We start from the raw sequence: 21,701 nt of genomic DNA, 5'->3' as shown, positions 1-21,701 counted from the left end.
GCGGCCGCACCGGCGGTAGCTGGTCGGGCCGCTCCGACGCGCGCGCGGCCGGGAACGGCGGCGGCTTCAAACGCCGGAGTGAGACAGCGGGTTCCGATCATCCGGCAGGGCGCGCGGCCGCCCGGTCCGGCCGCCCCGGCGATGACCGTGAATACGGTGCGCCGCAGCGTAATCGGGGCCGCGCGGAGGGCTCGGGTTCGGCGGGGTCGCCGCGCAAGGGCGGGAACGGCGGAGCGCGGGGCGGGGGTGCCAAGCGCGGTGATTCGGCCGGGCACGGGGGCGATCCGGTGCGGCTGGTGGCGCGGGATGTGCTGCGGGCGGTGCGGGAGCGGGATGCGTACGCGAATCTCGTGCTGCCGACCATGTTGCGGGAACGGAAGATCAGTGGGCGGGATGCCGCACTGGCCACCGAGCTGACGTACGGGGCCTGCCGGTCGCAGGGGTTGCTGGATGCGGTGATCGCGGCGGGAGCCGGGCGTCCCGTCGAGGAGATCGACGGGACGCTGCTGGATGCTTTGCGGTTGGGGACCTATCAGTTGCTGCGGACTCGGATCGGGGCGCACGCGGCGGTGGACACGTCGGTGGCGCTGGTGCGCAATGAGTTCGGGCAGGGGCGGGCCGGGTTCGTGAACGCGGTGCTGCGACGGGTCGCGGAGAAGACCACCGAGGAGTGGGTGGAGCAGCTCGCGCCTCGGGATCCGCTGGGGCGCTTGGCCTTCGAATACGCGCATCCGGTGTGGATCGCACAGGCGTTCGCGGATGCGCTGGGCGCGCGGGCCGGTGAGCTGAAAGACGTGCTCGAGGCCGACGACGCCCGGCCCGCGGTGCATCTTGTCGCCCGGCCCGGCGAAATCTCCGCCGAGGAACTGGCTTTGGTGACCGGAGGCGAGGAGGGCCGCTGGTCGCCGTACGCGGTGTACCTGGACGGCGGGGATCCGGCGAAGCTGGAACCCGTGCGCGAGGGCATGGCCGCCGTGCAGGACGAAGGCAGTCAGCTGGTGGCGCTGGCGGTATCGCGTGCGCCGCTGTCGGGCCCGGACGGCGGGCGCTGGCTGGACCTGTGTGCGGGGCCGGGCGGCAAGACGGCGCTGCTGGGTGCGCTCGCCGATATCGACGGCTTCCACGTCGACGCGGTGGAACCCGCCGAGCATCGAGCCGACCTGGTGCGCAAGGCAACTCGCGGCATGCCGGTGGACGTGCATGTGGCCGACGGCCGCGACAGCGGGCTCGAGCCCGGCTACGACCGGATTCTCGTGGACGCGCCCTGCACGGGCCTGGGTGCGCTGCGCCGCCGGCCCGAGGCACGGTGGCGGCGGCAGCCGTCCGATGTGCGCGAGCTGGTCACCCTGCAGCGGGAATTGCTCACCGCCGCATGGGATCTGCTGCGACCCGGGGGAGTGGTGGTCTACTCGACCTGTTCCCCGCACCTGCCGGAGACCGTCTCCGTCGTCGCCGATGTAGCGCGGCGGACCGGGGCCGAGCAGCTCGACACCCGCGAATTGCTGCCGGGCGTACCGGAACTCGGCGATGGGCCGGGCGCGCAGCTGTGGCCGCACCGCCACGGCACGGATGCCATGTTCCTCGCGGCGCTCCGCAAGCCCGCGTCCGCCTAGTTGGACGTAGGCCAGTTCCCGCACAGCCACGGGGATTCGGCGGAGCTCGTCAACAGCGCGCACAGCAGAGTGGTCGGCAGGGCCGCCAAGCTGGAACTCGCGGTGTCGGCGCTGCCGGTCGCCGACGCGATGGATCCGGTACCGCCGCTTTCGGTTTCGGCTGTGGCGTGACCGGCCATCGCGGTCAGGGCAGTGGCGATCGCGATGGCCGCGAGGCCGGTACGCAGGGGAGTGCTCATGAGCACGCACCTTACTGAAATGTATGGATTTCAGATGGCGTTACCCTGCCCCCGAAACTCGGGGATTCGGGGACACGGCGACGATCTTCATATCGTCATGGAAATATGCGCAGCTAAGCATTTGTGCCCGGCGGGTCACGCCGGACCGCCTCCGGCCTGGACGGGGAGGCGGCCCGGCGGGCAAGCCTATTCGCGCGCCGTCTGCTCCCGCAGTCGCGCAAGGGTTTTCGAGAGAATCCGGGACACATGCATCTGCGAGATCCCCATCTGCTGGGCGATCTGCGTCTGCGTCATGGACTCGAAGAACCGCATGGTGAGAATCCGCCGCTCGCGCTCCGGCAGCCCGGCCAGCAGCGGCCGGATCGCCACGTACTCCTCGACCCGATCGAACTGCGACTCTTCCTCGCCGAGCGTGTCCAGCAGCGACGCCTCGGTATCGCGCCCGACCGACACGGCGTCGATCGAACTGGGCTGGTACGCATTTCCCGCAATGACGGCCTGCGTCACCTCGTCCGGATCGATGCCGAGTTCCGCGGCGATCTCCTTGGCGGTGGGGGAGCGCCCCAACTGCTGTGAGAGTGCGTCGATCGCGGACCCGATGCGCAGGTGAGTTTCCTTGACCCGCCGGGGAACTCGCATGGCCCAGGTGTTGTCGCGGAAGTACCGCCGCACCTCGCCCATGATGGTCGGCACCGCGAAGGACAGGAAGTTGGACCCGCGCGATATGTCGAACCGGTCCACCGCGTGCACCAGTCCGACCCGCGCGACCTGGGTGAGGTCGTCGAACGGTTCCCCGCGCCCGCTGAATTTGCGAGCGATGTGGTCCGCCAGCGGAATACAGCGATTGATGAGTTCGGCGCGCAGCACGGCCCGGCGCGGCGATTGCGGTCCGGTGCCGGCGAGTTCCTCGAACAGGGCTGTCACATCGTCGTATCCGGAGACGCTGCGCGCGACCTCTTCGGCCTCTTCGGCATCCACGCTGTCGTCGGTGTCGGATTCGCCGGTGTCGTTCTCTGCTTCGGGGAGGTCCCGCTCCTCGGGCGGATCGGGTTGCGGATCTGCCGGTGCGGCAGGGTTTTCAGGAGATTCGAACACGGTTTCCTCGCCCGTCACTACGCCTTCCCCCGGACCCGCCGGAACTCGACCGCGGTGGGGTATCCGGAGATCGCCGGATCGTAGGCGCCCTGGGTGGCGGTGATGTCGTCGGTGAGTGTGCGCAGCACATGCCAGCCGAAGCTGCGTTGGTCGGGCATGCCCTCGGTGGCGGCGATACCGCTGACCCGCACCACGAGATCGGTGTCGCCGACGATGAACCGGCATTGCAGGGTGGTGCCCGGCGCGGCGATGGCGATGACGGTGGAGGCGGCCTCGTCGACGGCGAGCCGGATGTCGGCGACTTCGTCGAGGGTGAAATCACTGAGCAGCACCAGTGTTTCGGCGAGTCCGCGCACGATGGGCAACTGGGAGACGGATGCCGCGACACCGATCTCGACCGGTGTGGCGCGCAACCCTTGTTCCGCCGAAATATTGATCACCCTGAAGAGGCTACCCATTCCGGCGTGCCGCAATCAGCTCAATCGGCGTGTTCGACCGCTACCGATCCGCGACCCCCGGGCCGATACACTGCGGTGGGTGTGCACCTCTTCGTCGCCTTTCTCCCGGCCCGCGCCGATGATCGCCCCGTCCATCCTGTCCGCAGACTTCGCGAATCTGGCCAGTGAACTGAAGGCCATCGAGGGGTCGGACTGGGTGCACGTGGATGTGATGGACAACCACTTCGTGCCGAACCTGACGCTGGGTCTGCCGGTGGTGCAGAGCATTCTGAAGGTCACCGACATTCCGGTGGACTGCCACCTCATGATCGAGAATCCGGAGCGCTGGGCTCCGGGGTACGCGGAGGCGGGCGCCTACAACGTCACCTTCCACGCCGAGACCACCGACAACCCGATCGCCGTGGCCCGCGATATTCGCGCCGCGGGCGCCAAGGCGGGCCTGTCGGTGAAGCCGAACACCCCGATCGAGCCCTACCTCGAGATCCTGCGCGAGTTCGACACGCTGCTGGTGATGAGCGTCGAACCCGGTTTCGGTGGACAGTCTTTCATCGCGAGCGTGCTGGACAAGGCGAAGCAGGTGCGCCGCCTGGTCGACTCCGGCGAGCTGCGCCTGGTGATCGAGATCGACGGCGGCATCAATATGGACACCATCGAGCAGGCCGCCGAAGCCGGTGTGGACTGCTTCGTCGCGGGCTCCGCCGTCTACGGCACCCCGGACCCGGCCGCGACCGTGGAAGCCTTGCGGCAGAAGGTGATCGAGGTCGAGTCGGCCGTGCAGTAGTTCCTTGCGATCATCCTCCCCCGGTTGCTACGTTATTCCGTAATTACGGAAAACCGGGGGAGTGATCGTGATGCGCAAGTTCCTCATTGCCGCGGCGGCAGTGTTGCCCATACTCGCGGGGTGTGCGCAGGAAGAGAGCGCGGAAGAACGCTGCGCGCCGGTTCCGGCCGCGGGCGTGACCTCGGCCGAGGAGTGGCTGGGCCGGATCAACCACGATCCTGACAATATTTCCCTCGTTGTCGACGACGGCCGGGGGAATACCGCCGAGCGGCGCGCGGATGATCAGCAGCCGCTCGCCTCGGCGGTGAAGATCGTCCCGCTCGCGGCCTACGCCCGCGCGGTCGCGGCGGGCACGCTCGACCCGCGCGAGCGAATCTCGGTCTCCGAGTGGGAGCGCTGGGTCTTCCCGGGCACGGACGGCGGTGCACACGATTCCGCCCGGACCCGCCTGACCGGCGACACGGTCACCCTCGACGAGCTGGTGAGCGCGATGATCCGGGAAAGCGACAATTCGGTCCCCGACTATCTGCGTGCGCGCCTCGGCGACCGCGCCCTGGTCGAGGCCGCCGCGATAGGCGGATGGCAGGACTACATCCCGTCCTCGAAACTGGGCGATGTGATTCGCGCGGTCGATCCCAGCGTGACCGATACCTGGGCGGCGGCACGGCGCTATGTCGATGATCCGGACTATCGCGCCGCGATGCAGTCCAAGAGCATGCCCTCCTACGACGCTCAGGCCGCGTGGGCCGACACCACACCGACGGGTTCGGCGCGGCAGTTGGCCTCCATGCATCGGTCCATTGCGTCGGGCAGCTTCGGCCCCGGTGCGGATATCGCACGCGCCCAACTGGAGTGGACAACGCCGCCCGATGGGTTCGTGGCGATGGGCTTCAAGGGCGGCTCCTACCCCGGCGTCCTGACCGATACCTTCTATCTGCGCCGCGCGGACGGGACTGTGGCGACCGCGGTGCTGCTCAATCGCCGCATGCCCGGTGAACTGTGGGCCTCTGCCCTCTCATCCGGTTTCACGGAGCAGGACCTGCTCATTCGAGCCATGAGTGAGCCGGACATGTTGCGCCGGTTAACGTGTGCGCTATGACCGACGTCCAGGCCAAGCTCGCCGAACTCGAAGCGCGCATCGAGGCGCTCGAGGGTGCTCGCGCTCCCGAGGATCCCGCGCGCGGGTTCGTCCACTACGGCGGCGAGGTCGATTTCGGCGGCGAGATCACCTGGAACATTCGCTACAGCGCGGCGGCGGTGCTGGGCCTGCCCGCCGAGGCGCGGGTGGAAGTGCTTGCCGCGCTGGGGCATCCGGTGCGGCAGGCGCTGGTGCGGATGCTGCTCGACGGCCCGCGCACCGGCACCGAGCTGGCCGACGGTGTGGGTCTGGGTTCCACCGGCCAGCTCTACCACCACATCCGCGCGCTCACCGCGGCCAAGATCGTCGAACAGCATGGCCGCGGCGCCTACCGGATCCCGGCGCCGAAAGTCGTTCCGGTGCTGGTGTTGCTGACCGCCGCGGCCGACATCGCGGAGCTGCTGCGCTGAATCATGAAGTCCGCGAGCCGACCTCGGTCGTGGATTGAGTGTTCGGTCTCAGCGGAGTAGCAGTGCCTCGACGACGGACTCCAGCGGCGGCACCGCGCTCACGGATTCCGGCGGCTGGATCCAGGTGCGGTAGCCCGTCCGCTCGTCGTCGGCGGAGGGCAGCACGACCTGTGCGCCCGTGCACGCGACCGTCGCATAGAGCCGGAACAGCGCGGCGGATTCGGCTTTGCTCAATCCTTCGGCTCGGGCGGGCCCGGTGATGAAGGTCCAGCGCCGCGCACGGGGATGATGAACGACCGGTCCGGCGAGTTCGGCTTGCGCGAGTCGCTGCTGGACGCGTTCGCCTAGTTCGGCCGGCATGGTGATGGCGCCGTAACGGCTGCCGATCTCGAGCAGGATGTGTCGTGACGTCGGGTCGATCGATGCCGGCAGGTGAAATTCGCGTCGATACTGGACGCAGCGAACTTCGAGTGTCGAATCGAGAAGCGTGGTCACGCTGCACTCCCAAATGTGTTGATATCCAACTGGATCCGACCCGCGCGGGGTCCAACCTTCCTTCGGTTTGACTTGCTGCGATGCACGCCCGGGGCGGGTGCGCCCGCGGTGCGTGAAGACGGTTCTGCACTGAACTGCTTGCCGAGAAGTTGAACTGTAGGAATCAGCTGCATAACAATCTTGCGACCATTTTCGTCATTCCGCAAGATTTTGGTGTAAGCGAGTCGCGATGTGGGTACTACGGTGCGTTTCCGGCAGGCCCGGCAATTCAGGAAGTCGGGAAATTCGGTCATTTCAATTGGCAATTCCGTCTAATTCGGACAATGTTGCGTATGCATGGTCGGCTATCGACATGTCCGGCCGATGACCGGTATCGAACTCTCCAGAGAACAAGGCCGCATGTCGCCTACGACCCGGCGTCGTTAGGCTGGTGGCAGTAGCCGCCGTGCCGGGGGAATCTCCCGGCCGCCGCGGCTGTTGGCGCAAGCGGAGGGCCCGGCACGCGGCCCGATCGGAGAGGGAGAGGCAGGGCATGTTCACAGGCATCGTGGAGGAGCTGGGCGAGATCGTCGGCACCGAACAGCTCGACGACGCGGCCCGGCTCACGATTCGCGGCCCCAAGGTGACCTCCGATGCCGGGCACGGTGATTCGATCGCGGTCAACGGCGTCTGCCTGACCGTCGTCGACGAGCAGGTCGACGGCGACACCTTCACCGTGGATGTCATGGGCGAGACCCTCAACCGTTCCAGCATCGGCGCGCTCGGCGTCGGCTCCCGCGTGAACCTGGAACGCGCCGCGGCCGTCAACAGCCGCCTCGGCGGGCACATCGTGCAGGGGCACGTCGACGGCACCGGCGCCATCGTCTCCCGCACCCCCTACGAGAACTGGGAGGTGGTGCGAATCTCGTTGCCCGACAAGCTGGCTCGCTATGTCATCGAAAAGGGCTCGATCACTGTCGACGGCATCTCGCTGACCGTCTCCGCCGTGGGCGTGGCCGACGAGGCGGCCGCCGACGGCAGCAAGGACTGGTTCGAGGTCTCGCTGATTCCGACCACGCGCGCGCTCACCACGCTGGGCACCGCGCCGGTCGGGACGGTCGTGAACCTCGAGGCGGATGTCATCGCCAAGTACGTCGAACGGCTCGTCCAGCGCGGCTGACGCCGGAGGCGTCGCAAATCGGACACAGCCGCTGCCTTACTGTAGGTAGGCACCTAATTCGAGATGGAGCACAACAGACGTGACCAGGTTCGACACCATCGAGCGCGCAGTCGCCGACATCGCCGCCGGTAAGGCGGTTGTCGTCGTCGACGACGAGGGCCGTGAGAACGAGGGCGACCTCATCTTCGCGGCGGAGAAGGCGACCCCCGAACTCGTGGCCTTCATGATCCGCTACACCTCCGGTTACATCTGTGTGCCGCTCACCGGCGACGACTGCGACCGGTTGGGCCTGCCGCCCATGTATGCCGTCAATCAGGACAAGCACGGCACCGCGTACACCGTGGCCGTGGACGCGCGCGAGGGCATCACCACCGGTATCTCGGCCGCGGATCGCGCCACCACCATGCGTGTGCTCGCCGACCGCACCGCCAAGGCCGAGGACCTGACCCGCCCGGGTCACGTGGTTCCCTTGCGCGCCAAGGACGGTGGTGTGCTGCGCCGCCCCGGTCACACCGAGGCCGCCGTGGACCTGGCGCGCATGGCGGGCCTGAGCCCGGCCGGCGTGATCTGCGAGATCGTCAGCCAGAAGAACGAAGGCGATATGGCGCGCACCGAGGAGCTGCGCATCTTCGCCGACGAACACGATCTGGCGCTCATCTCCATCGCCGACATGATCGCCTGGCGGCGCAAGAACGAGAAGCATGTGGAGCGGGTCGCCGAGGCGCGCATCCCCACCGCGCACGGCGAGTTCCGCGCGCTGGGCTACCGCAGCGCCTACGACGACTCCGAGCATGTGGCGCTGGTGCTGGGCGATATCCCCGGCGTGAACGGCAAGGGCGAGGACGTGCTGGTGCGCGTGCACTCCGAATGCCTCACCGGCGACGTGTTCGGTTCGCTGCGCTGCGACTGCGGCCCGCAGCTGGACGCGGCCCTGGAGATGGTGGCCAAGGAAGGCCGCGGCGTGGTGCTGTACATGCGCGGGCACGAGGGCCGCGGCATCGGCCTCATGCACAAGCTGCAGGCTTACCAGATCCAGGACGAGCGCAAGCTCGACACCGTCGACGCCAACCTCGAGCAGGGCCTGCCCGCCGACGCGCGCGACTACGGCACGGGCGCACAGATTCTGGTGGATCTGGGCATCTCCTCCATGCGGCTGCTGACCAACAATCCCGACAAGCGCGCGGGCCTCGAGGGCTACGGTCTGAGCATCACCGACCGCGTGGCCATGCCGCTGCGCGCGAACTCGCACAATCTGCACTACCTGCGCACCAAGCGGGATCGCATGGGCCACGACCTGGTCGGCCTGGACGATCTCGATCTCGGCGAAACTGCCAACTGACAACCCCGGAAGGGCGGAAAACTGATGAGCGGTACCGGCGTACCGGCTTTCGAGCTCGCCGATGCCAAGGATCTCAAGCTGGGGATCGTGGCCTCGCGCTGGCACACCGAGATCTGCGACGCACTGGTCGCCAATGCCGAGAAGACCGCGCGGGAGGCCGGCGTCGCCGACATCACCGTGGTCCGTGTCGCCGGTGCCATGGAACTGCCGGTGGTCGCGCAGGCGCTGGCCCGCACCCATGACGCGGTCGTGGCCCTGGGTGTCGTGGTGCGCGGCGGCACACCGCATTTCGAGTACGTCTGCGATTCGGTGACGGCCGGCCTGACCCGGGTGTCGCTGGACGAGAGCACCCCGGTCACCAATGGCGTGCTCACCGTCAACACCGAACAGCAGGCACTGGATCGCGCCGGCCTGCCCGGCTCGGTGGAGAACAAGGGCGAGCAGGCCGCCGCGGCGGCCCTCGACGCCGCGCTCACCCTGCGCGAACTCGCCCAGACCGTCTGACGGATCACCCGTAGTCCGGCCGGGCGGTTCCCCGCGACCGCCCTGGCACCGGCTCGAAGCCTGGAGACACCGAATTGCCTGCCGCACCAACGAATGACGCCTGGGACCTGGAAGTGCGCCCGCAGCACGCGATCCGCACCGTGCGCATCGTCGCCGTCGTGGTGGCCGCCCTGTTCATCTTCGGCGGCGTAGTCCTGCGGCACGGCTCCACCGGCGTGAATTTCCGCCTGGCGGACCAGATCGGCATGGGCCTGATCGGCCTGCTGCTGGCCGGCGGCATCCTCCTGCTGGCCCGCCCCCGGGTCCGCGTCGGCGAACGCGGCGTCCAGATCCGAAACCTCGGCAACGACAACGAATTCCGCTGGCAGGACATTCGGGGCATCTCCTTCCCTGACAAGAAGTCCTGGGCCCGCCTCGAACTGGTCCATGACGAGTACGTCCCCATCATGGCCATCCGGCGCAACGACAAACTGCGCGCCGCCACCGCCATGGACCGCTTCCGCGAACTGGGCGCGAAGTACTCCGCCGACAACTGACCGCAGAACCACGATCAGGGAGCTCTCGGAGCGGGAATCCGGACGGATTTTCGCCCGGCGGGCTCCCTGATCTCGTTGTTCAGCTGGGTGTTTCGGGGGAGGGGACGCGCGGGTCCAGTTCCACGCCGATCTCGTCCAGGCGCTGGCGCAGCAGCAGCCAGGACTGGGTGGAGAGACGGTCGATCAGCTGCTCGCGGGTTTCGCGGGGATGGTCCAGCCACCACTGGATGGAGGCGTCGATGAGGCCGTGGACGGCGATGATGAAGCCGTCCGCGGCGTCGCGGTGGTCGGCGAAGCCGGGAATGTATTGCTCTCCGGCGGAGGCGATTTCGAAGGCGAAGGCGCTCTCGGTGCGCGGCGGGTGGTCGTCGGTGCGGGCGTAGCGGCGGCTGACCAGGAAATGGAACAGGTTGGGGTGCTCGTGCGCCCAGGTGACGTGGCGGGTGATGGGGCCGCGAATGGCGTCCATGGGGGTTTCGTGGGTGCGGATGCCTTCGCGGATGCGCTGTTTGTGTTCGCGGTACAGGCGCAGGGTCACTTCGCGGTCGAGTTCTTCCTTGCTGGCGAAGTGGCGGTAGATGTGGGCGCGGTTGAGGCCGGCGCGGGAGGCGAAGTCGCCGGTGCTGGCGTTGGGGCCGCGCTCCTCGATGGCCTCGATGGCGGCGGTGATGATCTCGCGGCGGCGTTCCTCGCCACGGTCGCCGCGGCTGGCCGCGCGGCGGGCGTGCAAGCTGTCGACCTTGCCCTCTGTGTGCACCACCGACTCAGCGTATCGGTCCGGGGTCTTGCGCTGGACATCGCTTCGGGTACACCATGTACCCATCCATTCGGGTACATGGTGTACCCGAGGCATGCGCTCAGGAGAACCATGTCCGCATATCGCTCCAGCTGGCACACCGACGAACTCGACGCGCTGCGCGAGCTGGCACGCACCTTCTGCGAGAAGGAATTGCAGCCGCACGCCGAACGCTTCGCCGAGCAGCATCAGGTCGATCGCGAACTGTGGAACAAGGCCGGCGAACTCGGGCTGCTGTGCATGTCGATTCCGGAGAGCTACGGCGGCGGGGGCGGCAGCTTCGCGCACGAGGCGGTGCTCATCGAAGAGCAGGCGCGGGTGGGGGATACGGCCTGGGGTGCGAGCCTGCACAGCGGCATCGTCGCGCACTATCTGCTCGCCTACGGCACCGAGGAGCAGAAGCGGCGCTGGCTGCCGAAGATGGCCGGCGGCGAGGTGGTCGGCGCGATAGCCATGACCGAACCGGGCACCGGATCGGATCTGCAGAACGTCAAGACCAAGGCCATTCGCGAGGGTGACGAGTACGTCGTCAATGGCGCGAAGACCTTCATCACCAATGGCCAGCAGGCCGATCTGATCATCGTGGTCGCCAAGACCAATCCGGAAGATCGCGCCGCGGGCATCTCCCTGGTGCTGGTCGAGGCCGATCGGGCGGGCTTCCGGCGCGGCCGCGTGCTGAACAAGATCGGCCAAAAGGGCCAGGACACTTCGGAACTGTTCTTCGACGACGTCCGTGTCCCGGTCGCCAATCTGCTCGGAGAGCAGGAGGGCCTGGGCTTCATCCAGCTCATGCAGCAGCTGCCGCAGGAGCGGCTCATCATCGCGGTCGGCGGTGTCGCGGGCATGGAATCCGCACTGGCGCAGACGATCGCGTACACCAAGGACCGGGAGGCGTTCGGCAAGCCGATCTTCGCCTTCCAGAACACCAAGTTCACCCTGGCCGAGGTCGCCACCGAAACCCGGGTCGCCCGCGTCTTCGTCGACGACTGCGTGGCGCGACACCTGAAGGGCGAGTTGGATATTCCGACCGTGGCCATGGCCAAGTGGTGGGTCTCCGACCGGGCCATGGCGGTGGCCGACGAATGCCTGCAGCTGTTCGGCGGCTACGGCTACATGACCGAATACCCGATCTCGCGCATGTGGACCGACGCCCGCGTGCAGAAGATCTACGCCGGCACCAACGAAATCATGAAGGAAATCATCGCCCGCTCACTCTGAGGGCGCTGCGCAGTACTACCGAGGAGGCAACAATGACGTTGGCGGCGAACGGAATCGGCAACTCTTATCACGACGTACTGGCCACCCTGTCGCAGGGTTCGGTCGATGTGAACTTCGATCCGTACCTCGATATCGATTGGGATTCCCCGGAATTCGCCATCGACCGCGATGATCCGCGCTGGGTGCTGCCGGAATACGATCCGCTCGGCGGCACCCGCTGGTATCAGAACCTGCCGCTGGAACGCCAGATCGAGATCGGCCGCTGGCGTATGGCCTATGCCATCAAGGTCGGTCTCATGTTCGAGTCCATCCTGATCCGCGGCATGATGCAGTACGTCATGAAGCTGCCCAACGGCTCCCCGGAATTCCGGTACTGCATGCACGAGATGACCGAGGAGTGCAATCACATCCAGATGTTCCAGGAGCTGGTGAACCGCATCGGCGAGGACGTCCCCGCGGGCAGACGCCATTTCCGGGCCCTGTCCCCGCTGATCGGCGTGGCCGGCGGCTACGCGCACCTGATCCTGTTCATCGGCATCCTCGGCGGCGAGGAACCGATCGACCACCTGCAGAAGGAGATCATCCGCAACGGCGCGAACATCCCCCCGGCGGTGCTGCGCTGCATGCAGATTCACATCGCTGAGGAAGCCCGCCACATCTCCTTCGCCGGTGAATTCCTGAAATCCCATCTCGCGCAGACCAACCCGGTCTTCAAGCAGATCTGCGGCGTCGCCTTCCCCATCGCCATGCGCTGGCTGGCCGGGGAGATCACCGTCCCACCGAAGTCCTTCGCCCGCGAATTCGGCATCCCCGACGAGGTTTTCGCCGACGCCTACTGGCGCTCCCCGAATTCCCGCCGCATCCTGTCCGGCTACTTCGGCGACATGCGCCGCCTGGCAACAGATCTCGGCCTCATGAACCCGGTCACCCGCCGCCTGTGGCAGCTGCTGAACATCGACGGAGCACCCTCGCGCTACCGCAGCGAACCGGACCGCACCGCCTTCACCGAGGTCCCGCGTTCCGCGTAGGTCTCAGCGGGTGTCGCCCATGACCGCGCCTTCGCGGCGTGGGTCGGCACCGCCGATGAGCCCGTCGCCGTCGCGGGCCAGGACGGACAGGCCGCTGGATTGCGGGGCCACCGAGACCTGATGGCCCTTCGCCAGCAGGGCTGTGACCAGGGGATCGTTCTTGCCGCTGTCGGTGGGATCGATGTTCGGGTTCTCGCCGCCGACATTGGTGGTGGGGGAGTTGCCTGCGCCGAAGGAGACGAGCGATACGGCCTGCTGTGGGTTCAGGCCCCAATCGAGCATGCCGACAAGGGATTTCAGCACGAACTGAATGATGACCGAGCCGCCGGGGGAGCCGGTGACGTGGGTGAGGGGGCCGCGGCTGCCGTCGGCGTTGAGGTCGAAGACCAGGGTGGGGGCCATGGAGCTGCGGGGGCGTTTGCCGGGCTCGAGGCGGTTGGCGACCAGATTGCCGTCCTTGCCGACCGGGTCGGCGGCGAAGTCGGTGAGCTGGTTGTTGAGGATGAACCCGTCGACGAGATGGAAGGAGCCGAAGGCGGCTTCGACCGTGGTGGTCATGGTGGCGGCATTGCCGTAGCTGTCGATGATGGAGATGTGGCTGGTGCCGTGCTCGGGCGGCTGCGGGCCGGTGCCGAGGGGGACGGGGCCGAAGTCGCCGGGCTGGGCGGTGCCCATGCTGCGATCCGGGTTGATCAGCGACGCGCGCTGCTTCAGATAGTCGGGGTTGATCAGGGTTTGGGGCGAGTTGCCGGGCATGGGGATGAAATCGGCGTCGGCGATGTACTTGTCGCGGTCGGCGTAGGCCAGCCGTTCGGCCTCCGAAATCAGGTGTACCGCTTCGGGTTTGGGCTCGCCGCCATTGCGGGCGGTGGTGGAGTCGCCGGAACTGTCGTCGGGGCGCAGCGCGGCCAGGTCGAAGTTGGCGAGAATGCCGAGGGTGGCGGCGACGGTGATGCCGCCCGAGGACGGATTGGGCATGCCGCACACCTGATGGGTGCGATACGGCGTGCACAGCACGGTGCGCTTCTTGGTCTCGTAGCTCGACAGGTCGGCCAGCGAGAGCAGCCCGGGGGTGCGCCCGCCGGAGGTGTCGGCGGTCGCGTCGACGATATCGGCGGCGATGGCGCCGGTGTAGAAGGCGTTCGCGCCGTCGGTGGCCAGCGCGCCGAGGGTCTTGGCGTAGGCGGGATTGAGCAGCGTGCTGCCCGAGGTCTTCGGCGTCCCGTCGGCCTGCAGGAAGTAGGTGCGGGCGTTCTCGTCACGCGCGAGATCATTGGCGGATTCGGCGATTTGGGCCGCCAGCCGCGGACTGATCTCGAAACCCTGATCGGCCAGCGTGATAGCGGGCCCGAACATGTCGGCCCACGGCTGCTTGCCGTGCTCGCGGTGCACGGATTCGAGCAGGCGCAGCACGCCCGGCACGCCGATGGCCCGGCCGCTGGCGCGCGCATTGGGTTGCGGCACAGTGCGATCGGTGTCGCTGACCCAGCGCAGATAGTCCTGTGTGGCGGCCTGCGGCGCGGTCTCGCGGCCGTCGTAGGCGTCGACGGTGCCGGTGGACGCGTTGTAATAGAGCAGGAACGCCCCGCCGCCGATCCCCGAGGACTGTGGTTCCACCAGGCCGAGCACGGTCTGCGCCACGATGAGCGCGTCGGCCGCGGTGCCGCCGTCGCGCAGCACCCGGCAGGCGGCCTCGGTGGCGTGCGGATTGGCGGTGGAGACGGCGAAGCTGTTGGTGCGCACGGGTGTCATGCCGGTGCGATAACCACTGGTGATCTCGGGACGCAGCCGAATATCGGCCGGAGTGGTCGTGCCGGTGCCGCTCGCGCGCGGGGTGACCAGCGTGCCGTTGTCGGCGGCCGTGCACACCGCCTGCGCGTCGCCGCCGTCGGATGAGCAGGCCGTGGCCAGTCCCGTCAGGAGCAGCAGGGTGGCGGCCGCGCCGCTCCAGATGTGCCGTCGCGTGCGCCTCATTCTGGGACTCTAACGCCGGACCGGCAGGCGAGCGGGGCTTTGACCGGTTCCTCGATCACGTTTGTCCGGATACCGCCAGTGCACCGGAACAACTGCCTTACCAGCGCTCTTTCGGCAATCTGTCAGACAGGTTATGACCAGCACCCCGCCGCAGTGCATAATTCCGCATCGAGACCCAGGTCGGAGAGGCGATGTGGCTTATGGCACATCGCAAGGTAACCTCAGGTCGCCTCACTACACGATTGCGGAGGGTTAACCGGCGTATGACCGAGATCCGGACACAGGCCACAAACCTCACGGCCGAGGACAGCGGCTATCACAAGGCGCTCAAACCTCGCCAATTGCAGATGATCGCCATCGGCGGCGCCATCGGCACCGGCCTGTTCCTCGGCGCGGGCGGCCGCCTGCACAGCGCCGGGCCGTCGCTGTTCCTGGTGTACCTGGTCTGCGGCGTCTTCGTCTTCTTCATCCTGCGCGCCCTGGGCGAACTGGTGCTGCACCGCCCGTCCTCGGGCTCGTTCGTCTCCTACGCCCGCGAATTCTTCGGCGAGAAGGCCGCTTTCGTGGCCGGCTGGATGTACTTCCTGAACTGGTCCATGACCGGCATCGTCGACACCACCGCCATCGCCACCTACCTGCACTACTGGGGACCGTTCCAGCCGGTGGCGCAGTGGGTGCTGGCGCTGGGCGCGCTGATCATCGTGCTCGGCATCAACCTGGCCTCGGTGAAATGGTTCGGCGAGATGGAATTCTGGGCCGCCATGATCAAGGTGGTCGCCCTGGTGACCTTCCTGATCGTGGGCACCATCTTCTTCGCGGGCCGCTTCGAGATCGACGGCCAGGCAACCGGTTTCGGCATGGTCTCCGACGCCGGCGGCTGGTTCCCCACCGGGATCCTGCCGCTGATCACCGTCACCTCCGGTGTCGTGTTCGCCTATGCCGCAGTCGAAATGGTCGGCATCGCCGCTGGTGAGACCGAGAACCCGGCCAAGATCATGCCGCGCGCCATCAACTCGGTCATCATGCGTATCGCCGTGTTCTACTGCGGCTCGGTGATTCTGCTGGCCCTGCTGCTGCCCTACACCGAATACCAGGCCGGGGAAAGCCCGTTCGTCACCTTCTTCGCCAAACTCGGTGTGGCGCACATGGGTTCGATCATGAACTTCGTGGTGCTCACCGCCGCGCTGTCCAGCCTCAATGCCGGCCTGTACTCGACCGGCCGCATCCTGCGCTCGATGGCCATGAACGGTTCCGCGCCGAGTTTCACCGCGCGCATGTCGAAAGCCGGTGTGCCCTACGGCGGCATCCTGCTGACCAGCGCCATCGCCCTGTTCGGCATCTGGCTCAACTACATCGTGCCCGAGCAGGCTTTCGAGATCGTGCTGAACGTGGCCTCGCTGGGCATCCTCGCTTCCTGGGCGACGATCGTGCTGTGCCAGCTCAAGCTCTGGTATTGGTGGAAGCAGGGCCGCATGGAGCGCCCGGCGTTCCGCATGGCGGGCGCGCCCTACACCGGCATCGCCACGCTGGTGTTCCTGTTCGCGGTGCTGGTGCTCATGGCCTTCGACAGGCCGGTCGGCACCTGGACCGTCGGCAGCCTCGTGATCATCATCCCGGCGCTGGCCATCGGCTGGATGGTGGCCAAGAAGCGGGTGCTGGCCATCGCCAAGATGCGGGAGGGTTACACCGGTGAGTTCCCGGTGATCCGGCCCATCTCCTCCGACGACAAGTAGCGCGCATGCGTGGCGAGCGGGCCGGTTGCCGGTCCGCCCGCCGTCGTCTGCGCCGCTGCCGCGCCGCTGATCGGCTCGGTGGGCACGGTCGCGGTGACCCGGGTGCCCACGCCCGGCGCCGAGCGCACGCTCAGGGTGCCGCCGATGACCGCGAGCCGGTCGGTCATATTCGTCAGTCCCGCCCCGGAACCCGTTGTGGCGGGATCGAATCCTACGCCGTCGTCGGAGACAGTGACGGTCAGCGTCCGCGGGCTCTGCCACGCCGACACCGACACCCGCGCCCGCGGCCCCCCGTGTTTGGCGGCATTCTGCAGGGCCTCGAGGCAGCAGTAGTAGAGCGCGGTCTCGACCTCGGCGCGATAGCGCCCCAGCTCCTCCACGTGCACGTTCACCGGGATCGGGCAGCGCACCGCCGCGGCGGGCAGTGCCGCGCGTAATCCGCCCTGCGCCAACAGCACCGGATAGATGCCGTGCGCGAGCCGTCGGATCTCGGCGATGGCGGTCTGCAGCAGTTCGCCCGCCTCGGCGAGCAGCCGCTCGCACTCCGGGCTCGCCAGTTGCCGCGCCAGCTGCAAGGTCACCGCGACCGCCACCAGATGCTGTTGCGCGCCATCGTGCAGATCCCGTTCCAGCCGCCGCCGCTCGGCGTCGGTCGCCTCCACCAGCCGGGCCCGCGAGGCCGCCAGCTGCTCGGCGCGTTCGGCCAGCAACCGCTGAGACTTGGTGAGCGCCTGCGCATTCAACCGCGCCGCCCGCGCGACCGTGCCCAGCGTGTCGGCGGTGTGCCAGAGCACCAGCATGATCAGCACCGACACCGCCGCGAGCCCGGCCACCGTCGCATAGCGGGCGGGCAGCGGCGGATACTCCATCACCGGAATGGCCACCACCGCCGAGGCCACGACACTGCCGACGGTCGCCCCGGCGAACAGCGGCAGGCGTCGCCGCGCCACATAGGGCACCACGAAAATGGCCGGCAGCAGCGCGATCACCAGATGCAGCGACAGGGTGGCGGGCGTCAGATACGACCCGGCGATGGACGAAACCCACACCAGCACAGCGATAGTGGTGACGACGGTGGCGAACCGGCCCTGCCGCACCAGCCGCAGCATGGCCGCCAGGATGAGGCCGTCGAGCAGCAGCAGCACGATCACCGCGACGGTCCAGTAGTTGCCGGGGCGCAGCCACAGCATGATGAACGCCAGCCCCAGCAGGAACACGGTATTGGCCTGTGCCGCGAGGACGAACTGCCGCAACCGTTTCCGGGTGACTAGAGCGGCGGGGTCCGGAATCGGAACGGTGCGGTCGGTGGCGACAGATCCCGCCACAGCCGGGTCAGCAGCTGCGGTGTCAGCGCCTCTTTGTGCACGTAACCTGCTGCGCCGCACTGGGACACCTCTTCGGGTAGGTCGGATGTGTCATAGGTGGACATGAGCACCACCGCCAGCTCCGGATGCCGGTCGCGGATGCGGCGGGTCGCCTCGATGCCGCCGATGCCGGGCATATTGATATCCATCAGGATCAGGCCGGTCTCGTCGCCGAAACGCGTGCGGATGAGCTCTACCGCGTCCTCCCCGCTGGCCGCCTCGCCGGCGACGGTGAATCCGGCGCTCACCGAGATCATGGCGGCGGCCACGCGCCGGAAGGCAGGGCGATCGTCGACGATCCAAACCTGCACGTCTGCAGTCATACAGGACATGGTCACCGTGTGCCCGCCGGGGCGAAAGGGTGCGTACATCCCTACCTGGGCTGCGCGGCCAGGAACATCAGGACGGCGGTCACCCGCTGATCCAGCGCCGGATCCAGGGTGATGCCGAGTTTGGCGAAGATCGAGTTGATGTGTTTCTGCACCGCCCGCTGCGACAGCGCGAGCCGTTGCGCCACCACCTGATTGCTGCCCCCGAGCGCGATCTCACCGAGCACCTGCAGTTCCCGGGCCGTGAGCCGATGCATGGGATCGGCGCCGCGGTGCCGCGGCAGCAGCGCCTCCATGATGATCGGATCCAGCACCGAGCCGCCGCCCGCCACCACGTGCACCGCGTTGAGCAGTTGATCGAAGCGGGCGATGCGCTCCTTGAGCAGATAGCCGCGGCCCGCGGAGCCGCCGTCGAGCAGCGCTGTGGCATAGGCGGGTTCGGCGTAGTGGGTCAGCACGATCACCCCGATGCCGGGGTGGGTGGCGCGCAGTTCCCGGGCCAGCCGCACCCCTTCGTCGGTGCCGGTGGGCGGCATGCGCACATCGGTGATGAGCACATCGGGCCGGTGCCGGCGCACCAGGTCCAGGGTCGAGTCGAAATCGGCGGCCGCGCCGGCGACCTCGATCGCCGGATCGGTGGCCAGGGCCCGCACCACGCTGTCCCGGATGAGCACCGAATCCTCGGCGACCACGACCTTGACGCCGGAAGCGTTCACAGTTTCCAAGGATCCCACAGGTATTCGCTGTGGCGGACGAGTAGCGCACTACCTCATCCGGGTTGGCCCGAGGCAGCGCGGACGGGGGATGCAGGCATCCCGGCGGAAGTGGTTCGCGCAGGGTGTTTCCGGTGGGGCCGGGCGGCGACCATGGTGTGGACCGGTGGTCACCGGCCGCGGACCGGCGAGGGGCGGGGGCTGCGGTACGCGATGCCGGGGCGTGGTGTGGTCGGTGCTGTCGGAGGGGGCAGCATCGGCCATACCGCGATCGAGATCAGGCGCGGACAATGACGTTCGCGGTTCAATGGCGACCTGTTCTCCGCGGCGCGGCCATGCGGGCCGGCTACCGTGGCCGGTATTCCTCACGACGCGCTTTGGCCGTCGACCGGTCGGCTGTGATGTGCCCGTGATCACAGACCGCTGCTCTGGTTTCCAATTGTGGCCCTGGCCATAACTTTCCCGCCGAGATTGTTCGAAATCCATTCACCTGGTTAGCGTCAGGGCAACGCGTTCGCAGGGGGCGCGTGGCGGACAATGCTCGATGAGGAGTGCTGTGAGTACGCATTCGGCTGTGGTCGACGAGGTGGAGATCTCGCCGGCAGATGCGGGGAACGGTGTTCCTACTGGGTTTTTCGAGCGAATCGCGGCGGGGGTCGCGGCGATTCGGCGTAATGGTTCCGAGATAACGCTACCGGCGAAAGTGCGCGAAACGCAGTACGCCGTGCTGGCGACAACGGGATTCGCGTTCGTGCACTGCCTGCTGGCGCTGGCCGGTGGTCTGGATGCGGCCTTCGGCAGCATCGCGCACTTCTTCGCCGCGTGGGTGAGTGGCGCCGCGGCACTGGTTTTCGGGATGCGCTCGCGGTGGGTGTGGCTGGCGGCGCTGGGATTGGCCAGCGTGCAGACGTTTCTGGGCATCCTCACCCTGGTGTCGGCCGAAATGCCCACGGGCGTGGGCCCGTTCACCGTGCTGTTCGGGGTGATGGCGTCGGGCATCGTGCTGGCGCTGCTGCTGCGCCGTGACTGCTACAGCTGGTTCGCACCGGCCTGAGCGCCGAAATCCGGCCACACGCAAGGGGTGTGGCCGGATTCCAGGCCGGTCGGCTCAGCGGGTGGCGCGCGCCATGGCCCGGCCCGCGGCGCGGCCGGAGAAGATGCAGCCGCCGAGGAAGGTGCCTTCCAGCGCGTTGTAGCCGTGCACGCCGCCGCCGCCGAATCCGGCCACCTCACCCGCGGCGTACAGGCCCGGGTAGGCCGCGCCGTCGGGCCGCATGACCTGGGAATCCAGGTTGGTTTGCAAGCCGCCCAGGGTCTTTCGCGTCAGGACATTGAGCCGGACGGCGATGAGCGGGCCGTGCGCGGGATCGAGGATCTTGTGCGGGGTGGCGACCCGGCCCAGCTTGTCGCCGAGATAGCGGCGCGCATTGCCGATGGCCGCGAGCTGCGCGTCCTTGCCGTATTTATTGTCGAGTTCCCGGTCGCGGGCGACGATCTGGCGCTCGAGCTCGGCGGCATCCAGCAGCGGCCCGCGGGCGATCTTGTTCATTCCGGCGACCAGATCCGGGAGATTCTCGGCGACAACGAAATCCACGCCGTGCTGCTTGAACGCCTCGACCGGACCCGGCGCGCCCTTGGCCACGCGGCTCTTGAGCGTGAGTTTCAGATCCTTGCCGGTGATATCGGGATTCTGCTCGGACCCCGAGAGGGCGAACTCCTTCTCGATGATCGACTGGGTGAGCACGAACCACGAGTAGTCGTAGCCGGTCGACAGGATCGCCTTCATGGTGGCGTTGGTGTCGTAACCCGGGAAACACGGTGCGGGCAGGCGCTTTCCATTGGCGTCGAACCACAGCGACGACGGCCCGGGAATGATGCGGATGGCGTGATCGGGCCACACCGGATCCCAGTTGTGGATGCCTTCGGTGTAGTGCCACATGCGATCCCGGTTCACGATGCGCCCACCGGCCGCCTCGGTGATGGCCAGCATGCGCCCGTCCACATGCGCGGGCACGCCCGAGATCATGTGCTCCGGGCAGGGGCCGAGCCGATCGGTCGGCCAGTTGCGGCGGATCAGCTCATGGTTGTGGCCGATGCCGCCGGAGGACACCAGCACCGCCTTGGCCTGGAATTCGAACTCGCCCACCGTATTCCGTGACGAGGCCACGCCGCGCTCGGTGCTGCTGTCCTCGAGCACGCTGCCGCGCACCCCGGTCACCGCGTCACCCTCGGTGATCAGTTCGTCCACCCGATGCCGGAAGGCGAAGCCGACCTGCCCGCGCTGCTCGGCCGCGAGCACCGGCTCCAGGAACACCCGCACCACTTCCGGCCCGGTGCCCCAGGTCAGATGGAATCGCGGCACCGAGTTGCCGTGTCCGTCGGCGGTCGCGCCGCCGCGCTCGGCCCAGCCGACCAGCGGCGTGACCCGCAGCCCGAGGTCGAACAGGTACTGCCGCTTCTCGGTGGCCGCGAATTTCACGTACGCCTCGGCCCACTGCCGCGCCCAGTGGTCCTCGTCCTCGCGGTCGAATCCGGCCGACCCCAGCCAGTCCTGCATGGCCAGCTCGAGCGAATCCTTCACCCCCAGCCTGCGCTGCTCGGGACTGTCCACGAAGAACAGCCCGCCCAGCGACCAGAAGGCCTGCCCGCCCAGGTTCGCGCGGTTCTCCTGATCCAGCACCAGTACCTTGCGACCGGCCTGGACCAGTTCGTAAGTGGCGACCAGCCCGGCCAAACCGGCTCCGATGACGATGACATCCGGGTTCTCGATCATGCCCAT

Annotated in this window: 22 protein-coding genes; 12 read left to right on the top strand and 10 right to left on the bottom strand. The window is 67.8% G+C overall.

Annotation, left to right across the window (positions count from 1 at the left end; all coding sequences use genetic code 11):
- The first annotated feature begins 287 nt into the window (after positions 1-287).
- Entirely contained in the window at positions 288-1,613 is a 1,326-nt protein-coding gene (locus tag H0264_RS27535) for an RsmB/NOP family class I SAM-dependent RNA methyltransferase (protein WP_420832113.1), read from the top strand.
- Here H0264_RS27535 and H0264_RS27530 read toward each other — a convergent pair.
- The 3 genes from H0264_RS27530 to H0264_RS27520 all read right to left on the bottom strand — a co-directional run bounded on the left by H0264_RS27530 (position 1,610) and on the right by H0264_RS27520 (position 3,387).
- Complete coding sequence (locus H0264_RS27530; protein WP_181580247.1) at positions 1,610-1,852, bottom strand: hypothetical protein; 243 nt, start codon at positions 1,850-1,852, stop codon at positions 1,610-1,612. The two genes, H0264_RS27535 and H0264_RS27530, sit on opposite strands and share 4 nt — an antisense overlap.
- A gap of 186 nt (positions 1,853-2,038) precedes the next feature.
- Entirely contained in the window at positions 2,039-2,830 is a 792-nt protein-coding gene (locus H0264_RS27525) for a SigB/SigF/SigG family RNA polymerase sigma factor (protein WP_181585864.1), read from the bottom strand.
- A gap of 134 nt (positions 2,831-2,964) precedes the next feature.
- Positions 2,965-3,387, bottom strand: a complete 423-nt coding sequence (locus tag H0264_RS27520; RefSeq protein ID WP_181580246.1) for an ATP-binding protein — start codon at positions 3,385-3,387, stop codon at positions 2,965-2,967.
- Between the two features lie 136 nt (positions 3,388-3,523).
- Between H0264_RS27520 and rpe the strand changes: the two genes are divergently transcribed.
- From rpe to H0264_RS27505, 3 genes are all read left to right on the top strand, one after another.
- Positions 3,524-4,186 (top strand): ribulose-phosphate 3-epimerase, encoded by a 663-nt coding sequence (gene rpe, locus H0264_RS27515; RefSeq protein ID WP_181585863.1) that lies wholly within the window; start codon positions 3,524-3,526, stop codon positions 4,184-4,186.
- 70 nt (positions 4,187-4,256) lie between these two features.
- Entirely contained in the window at positions 4,257-5,285 is a 1,029-nt protein-coding gene (locus tag H0264_RS27510; protein ID WP_181585862.1) for a serine hydrolase, read from the top strand.
- Positions 5,282-5,734 (top strand): ArsR/SmtB family transcription factor, encoded by a 453-nt coding sequence (locus tag H0264_RS27505; RefSeq protein ID WP_181580245.1) that lies wholly within the window; start codon positions 5,282-5,284, stop codon positions 5,732-5,734. Before H0264_RS27510 ends, H0264_RS27505 begins: the two co-directional genes overlap by 4 nt.
- Positions 5,735-5,782: 48 nt before the next feature.
- Here the strand turns inward: H0264_RS27505 and H0264_RS27500 are convergent, their stop codons facing one another.
- Positions 5,783-6,229 carry a hypothetical protein gene (locus H0264_RS27500; RefSeq protein WP_181580244.1) on the bottom strand — a complete coding sequence of 149 codons (447 nt, stop codon included), beginning with the start codon at positions 6,227-6,229 and terminating at the stop codon, positions 5,783-5,785.
- 532 nt (positions 6,230-6,761) lie between these two features.
- Here H0264_RS27500 and H0264_RS27495 point away from each other — a divergent pair.
- The 4 genes from H0264_RS27495 (at position 6,762) to H0264_RS27480 (ending at position 9,767) form a co-directional block, all read left to right on the top strand.
- Complete coding sequence (locus H0264_RS27495; RefSeq protein WP_181580243.1) at positions 6,762-7,388, top strand: riboflavin synthase; 627 nt, start codon at positions 6,762-6,764, stop codon at positions 7,386-7,388.
- 79 nt (positions 7,389-7,467) lie between these two features.
- Positions 7,468-8,727 (top strand): bifunctional 3,4-dihydroxy-2-butanone-4-phosphate synthase/GTP cyclohydrolase II, encoded by a 1,260-nt coding sequence (locus H0264_RS27490; protein ID WP_181580242.1) that lies wholly within the window; start codon positions 7,468-7,470, stop codon positions 8,725-8,727.
- 24 nt (positions 8,728-8,751) lie between these two features.
- The gene (gene ribH / locus H0264_RS27485; protein WP_181580241.1) at positions 8,752-9,231 is read left to right on the top strand and encodes a 6,7-dimethyl-8-ribityllumazine synthase; all 480 of its coding nucleotides are present in this window, start codon (positions 8,752-8,754) and stop codon (positions 9,229-9,231) included.
- Positions 9,232-9,305: 74 nt separating this feature from the next.
- Positions 9,306-9,767 carry a PH domain-containing protein gene (locus tag H0264_RS27480; RefSeq protein ID WP_181580240.1) on the top strand — a complete coding sequence of 154 codons (462 nt, stop codon included), beginning with the start codon at positions 9,306-9,308 and terminating at the stop codon, positions 9,765-9,767.
- A gap of 79 nt (positions 9,768-9,846) precedes the next feature.
- On the opposite strand, the gene H0264_RS27475 is transcribed toward H0264_RS27480, so the two are convergent.
- Positions 9,847-10,527 (bottom strand): TetR/AcrR family transcriptional regulator, encoded by a 681-nt coding sequence (locus tag H0264_RS27475; RefSeq protein ID WP_231085112.1) that lies wholly within the window; start codon positions 10,525-10,527, stop codon positions 9,847-9,849.
- A 108-nt stretch (positions 10,528-10,635) separates the two neighbouring features.
- Between H0264_RS27475 and H0264_RS27470 the strand changes: the two genes are divergently transcribed.
- Both H0264_RS27470 and H0264_RS27465 read left to right on the top strand, forming a co-directional pair.
- Positions 10,636-11,781 carry an acyl-CoA dehydrogenase family protein gene (locus H0264_RS27470; protein WP_181580238.1) on the top strand — a complete coding sequence of 382 codons (1,146 nt, stop codon included), beginning with the start codon at positions 10,636-10,638 and terminating at the stop codon, positions 11,779-11,781.
- A gap of 32 nt (positions 11,782-11,813) precedes the next feature.
- Positions 11,814-12,809, top strand: coding sequence for an AurF N-oxygenase family protein (locus tag H0264_RS27465; protein WP_181580237.1), 996 nt, complete (start codon positions 11,814-11,816; stop codon positions 12,807-12,809).
- A 3-nt stretch (positions 12,810-12,812) separates the two neighbouring features.
- On the opposite strand, the gene H0264_RS27460 is transcribed toward H0264_RS27465, so the two are convergent.
- Positions 12,813-14,783, bottom strand: coding sequence for a gamma-glutamyltransferase family protein (locus tag H0264_RS27460; RefSeq protein WP_181580236.1), 1,971 nt, complete (start codon positions 14,781-14,783; stop codon positions 12,813-12,815).
- Positions 14,784-15,046: 263 nt separating this feature from the next.
- On the opposite strand from H0264_RS27460, the gene H0264_RS27455 reads away from it, so the two are divergent.
- Positions 15,047-16,516, top strand: a complete 1,470-nt coding sequence (locus H0264_RS27455; RefSeq protein WP_181580235.1) for an amino acid permease — start codon at positions 15,047-15,049, stop codon at positions 16,514-16,516.
- Here H0264_RS27455 and H0264_RS27450 read toward each other — a convergent pair.
- From H0264_RS27450 to H0264_RS27440, 3 genes are read right to left on the bottom strand one after another with little or no spacing between them, the layout of a single operon-like run.
- Positions 16,465-17,841 (bottom strand): sensor histidine kinase, encoded by a 1,377-nt coding sequence (locus tag H0264_RS27450; protein WP_244975959.1) that lies wholly within the window; start codon positions 17,839-17,841, stop codon positions 16,465-16,467. The two genes, H0264_RS27455 and H0264_RS27450, sit on opposite strands and share 52 nt — an antisense overlap.
- Positions 17,784-18,203 (bottom strand): response regulator, encoded by a 420-nt coding sequence (locus H0264_RS27445; RefSeq protein WP_181580234.1) that lies wholly within the window; start codon positions 18,201-18,203, stop codon positions 17,784-17,786. Before H0264_RS27445 ends, H0264_RS27450 begins: the two co-directional genes overlap by 58 nt.
- Before the next feature lie 50 nt (positions 18,204-18,253).
- Positions 18,254-18,925 (bottom strand): response regulator transcription factor, encoded by a 672-nt coding sequence (locus tag H0264_RS27440; RefSeq protein WP_231085116.1) that lies wholly within the window; start codon positions 18,923-18,925, stop codon positions 18,254-18,256.
- Between the two features lie 553 nt (positions 18,926-19,478).
- Between H0264_RS27440 and H0264_RS27435 the strand changes: the two genes are divergently transcribed.
- Positions 19,479-19,976 carry a hypothetical protein gene (locus H0264_RS27435; RefSeq protein ID WP_181580232.1) on the top strand — a complete coding sequence of 166 codons (498 nt, stop codon included), beginning with the start codon at positions 19,479-19,481 and terminating at the stop codon, positions 19,974-19,976.
- A gap of 54 nt (positions 19,977-20,030) precedes the next feature.
- On the opposite strand, the gene H0264_RS27430 is transcribed toward H0264_RS27435, so the two are convergent.
- On the bottom strand, positions 20,031-21,695 hold the full coding sequence (locus H0264_RS27430; protein WP_181580231.1) for an FAD-binding dehydrogenase: 1,665 nt from the start codon (positions 21,693-21,695) through the stop codon (positions 20,031-20,033).
- Positions 21,696-21,701 lie beyond the last annotated feature (6 nt).

The organism is Nocardia huaxiensis (assembly GCF_013744875.1).
GTDB lineage: Bacteria > Actinomycetota > Actinomycetes > Mycobacteriales > Mycobacteriaceae > Nocardia > Nocardia huaxiensis.
This window is presented reverse-complemented; position numbering and strand designations above follow the sequence as displayed.